We start from the raw sequence: 3,454 nt of genomic DNA on the forward strand, positions 1-3,454 counted from the left end.
TTTAAAGGATAACTATTATAAATAATATTGATATTTATAAGACGAAAGCATGAGATTCAACCCGGAGGAGATAAGAGAAGCTACAAATAGAGATTTTGAAGCTGCATGGCTCGCAGGTAGGCGATATGCCTCAGAGCGAGCTATAAATGAGAGGTATCCCAAGTCACGTTTATGCATATACCCCGGAAAGCCACATCCGGTTTTTGAGACTATCCAGCGATTGCGAGAGGCATATCTGCGACTCGGATTCCACGAGGTTATGAATCCAGTGATAATAGAAGAGGAAGAGGTGAAGAAGCAATTTGGTAAAGAAGCCCTCGCAGTTCTGGACCGCTGCTATTATCTCGCAGGGTTACCTCGCCCCGATATTGGCATCTCAGCAGCAAGAGTGAGGCAGATGAGTACATTATTCGGGAAGCACTTCAGCAGGGATGAGATAGAAGCACTTCAGGATACTTTGCACCGTTATAAGAAGGGAGAACTAGACGGTGATGACCTGGTACACGAAATTTCAGCCTGTATAGGCGTGCCAGATATGGAAGTAACGAAGATGCTTGACGTGGTCCTACCGGAGTTGAAGAACCTTACGCCCGTTCCTTTTCCTTCACGAAGCACACTCCGCTCTCATATGACCTCTGGCTGGTTCCTCACGCTTGCTTCTCTATGGGATAAGAAGAAGTTCCCAATAAAACTTTTCTCGGTGGATAGATGCTTCAGACGTGAGCAGCGAGAGGGAGAAATAAGGCTCAGGAATTATCATTCCGCATCATGTGTCCTATGTGACGAGGATGTGAGCATAGATGATGGAAAAGAGATCGCCACTGGACTGCTATCGCAGTTTGGGTTTGAACGTATGAGATTCCGTGAAGATGAGAAGCGTTCGAAGTATTATATGCCAGGTACGCAAATAGAAGTCTTCAGCCTTCATCCACGAATAGGCTGGGTGGAGGTGGCTACTTTCGGCATTTATTCCCCCACTGCTCTTGCACAGTATGATATACCATACGCTGTGGTGAATCTCGGGCTGGGTGTGGAGCGGCTGGCGATGATACTGCATAACGCGGAGGATGTACGAGCATTAACATACCCGCAGTTCTACGGCAGGTGGGAGCTGAGCGATATGGAACTGGCGAGTATGGTCTCTCTGGCGCATACACCGGGCACAGTAGAGGGTAACGAGATAGCAAAGGCTATCGTTCGTGTATGTGAAGATAAGGGCAATGAGAAGTCACCCTGTGAGTTCCTTGCATATCGTGGTGCTGTATCGGGTACCTCTACTGATATAGAGGTATGGGTTACTGAGCCGGAGGCGAATACACTCCTGTGTGGTCCCGCTTATTTGAATGAGATAGTGGTGCATGAAGGCTCCATACTGGCTATACCAAGGACAGAGAGATGGGAATCGGTATTTGAAACGTGTGTATCAACGAACATAAGATTTGTGGATGCTTTCGCGGCACTCGCGGCTTATGAGATAGAGAACTGGGTGCGAGCGGGTCACGGAGCCGATGATAGTATAAAGGTAAGGGTGAGGATGGTGAGGAGCGGTGCGGATATAAATATAAATATAGAGGATTTAGCGGTACGCTATATCACATCACGTAAGAATAAGATAGATATAAGGGGTCCTGTATTCATTACTGTGGTTGCGAAACGAGAAAAGTAAAATAGCATAATAGCATAGCAATGCAATGATAGCAAAGAGAGTGGTTATCTCGCTTGGCGGTTTCTATTTTGATGATGCCGCGCGGATAAAACGAGTTGCTGCGGTTCTTGATGAGCTTGCGGAAGATTCTTGCAGACTGTATGTGGTCACCGGTGGTGGGGCATTAGCGCGCCAGTGTATAAGTATAGCACGCGAACTGGGTGCGAACGAGGCTGTATGCGATTACATAGGGATTGCAATCACGCGTGTAAATGCAAGATTGCTCATCTCCGCTTTACGCAATGCGTACCCTGAACCCTTTTACGATTATAACGAGGTTGCTACTGCTATGGCAGCGGATGATGGGCGGATAGCGGTGATGGGTGGTGTGACACCGGGCTATACGACCGATGCGGTCTCAGCAATGCTCGCAGAGTATATAAATGCAGACCTTCTGCTGAATGTGACGACAGTGGATGGTGTGTATGAAGCAGACCCGCGTAAATATCCGGGTGCGAGGAAGTATGATCGGATTACGCCCGGTGAACTTGTCAAGCTCACAGCACGTGAGGAGTTAAAAGCAGGTTCGAGAATCATTATTGACCCCGTTGCGGCTAAAATAATAGAACGGAGCGGGATAAGAACCATTGTGCTTGATGGCAGCAACCCGCGTGATATCATTGATGCTGTTCATGGAAGGCATCATGGCACCGAGATTAGATAGATTGGGCAAGGATGAGGAGAGAGAGAAGCCGGTACCTGTTTATCTTGAGACTTACGCACGAGGTGAGCTTGACGTTAAGATAGAACAGCTGGAGGCTATACTGGATGAATGTACACTATGCCCACGTGAATGTGGCGTGAACAGGAATAAAGGTGAGTGTGGATATTGCAACTCGGATAGACAACTGAAGGTCTCAAGTGTGCAGCCGCATTTTGGTGAGGAGGCGGTGCTCGTCGGAACTAAAGGCTCTGGTACTATATTTCTAACTAACTGTAATCTCGGCTGTGTGTATTGCCAGAACTATGATATAAGCCATCTTGGATACGGACGCGTGATGAGTGAAGCGGAACTTGCAGATTGTATGCTATCATTGCAGAACCGCGGCTGTCATAACATCAACCTCGTCACTCCCACTCATTTCACACCACAGATAGTGAATGCATTGAAGATCGCGATAGAGAAGGGGCTTCATATACCTCTGGTCTATAATTGTGGCGGTTACGAATCGAAGCGTACCATCGAGCTACTTGATGGCATTGTGGATATCTATATGCCGGACATGAAGTATGGAGAAGAAGCTAATGCGGAACGATACTCAAATGCAGGTGATTATTTTTACAGGTGTAAAGAAGCGGTGAAGGAGATGCATGCACAGGTCGGTGATTTGAAGCTGGATGATAGGGGGCTCGCATGGCGTGGACTGTTGATACGGCATCTGGTACTACCGAACGGACTGGCAGGCTCTGAAGCTGTTATGAAGTTCATTGCTACCGAGATATCAAAGCACTCGTATGTGAACATAATGGCACAGTACAGACCTATGTATAAGGCATACGAGTATAAGGAGCTGAGCAGATGGATAACAATGGATGAATATCGTGAAGCGATAAGCATCGCGAGACGATATGGTCTGCATATAGGATTTAGCATATAACACTAATATAAAATAAAAAATTTCGTTCTTCACTAACACTCCTTCTTTTCGCACGAATCCAAATCCAAAAACATAAAACTTATATCTACCAGGTACATATATAATAACGAAGGGCAGTGCGCTTTTCAATTTTCAAAACTCAGGAGGTGAA

The 3,454-nt window shown here is 46.6% G+C and carries 2 protein-coding genes and 1 pseudogene; all 3 read left to right on the forward strand.

From position 1 onward, the window contains the following. Positions 1 to 49: 49 nt before the first annotated feature. The 3 genes and pseudogenes from sepS to J7J01_03125 all read left to right on the forward strand — a co-directional run bounded on the left by sepS (position 50) and on the right by J7J01_03125 (position 3,303). Positions 50 to 1,666 (forward strand): annotated as a pseudogene (gene sepS, locus J7J01_03115) (O-phosphoserine--tRNA ligase). A 25-nt stretch (positions 1,667 to 1,691) separates the two neighbouring features. Further along, positions 1,692 to 2,369 (forward strand): UMP kinase, encoded by a 678-nt coding sequence (pyrH, locus tag J7J01_03120; GenBank protein MCD6209880.1) that lies wholly within the window; start codon positions 1,692 to 1,694, stop codon positions 2,367 to 2,369. After that, complete coding sequence (locus J7J01_03125; GenBank protein MCD6209881.1) at positions 2,302 to 3,303, forward strand: radical SAM protein; 1,002 nt, start codon at positions 2,302 to 2,304, stop codon at positions 3,301 to 3,303. Before pyrH ends, J7J01_03125 begins: the two co-directional genes overlap by 68 nt. Positions 3,304 to 3,454: the final 151 nt, after the last annotated feature.

The organism is Methanophagales archaeon (assembly GCA_021159465.1).
Lineage (GTDB): Archaea > Halobacteriota > Syntropharchaeia > Alkanophagales > Methanospirareceae > G60ANME1.

Excerpts from the sequence above, each read along its gene's own strand:
- pyrH (MCD6209880.1), top strand. The coding sequence starts at position 1,692 with ATGATAGCAAAGAGAGTGGTTATCTCGCTTGGCGGTTTCTATTTTGAT.
- J7J01_03125 (MCD6209881.1), top strand. The coding sequence starts at position 2,302 with ATGGCAGCAACCCGCGTGATATCATTGATGCTGTTCATGGAAGGCATC.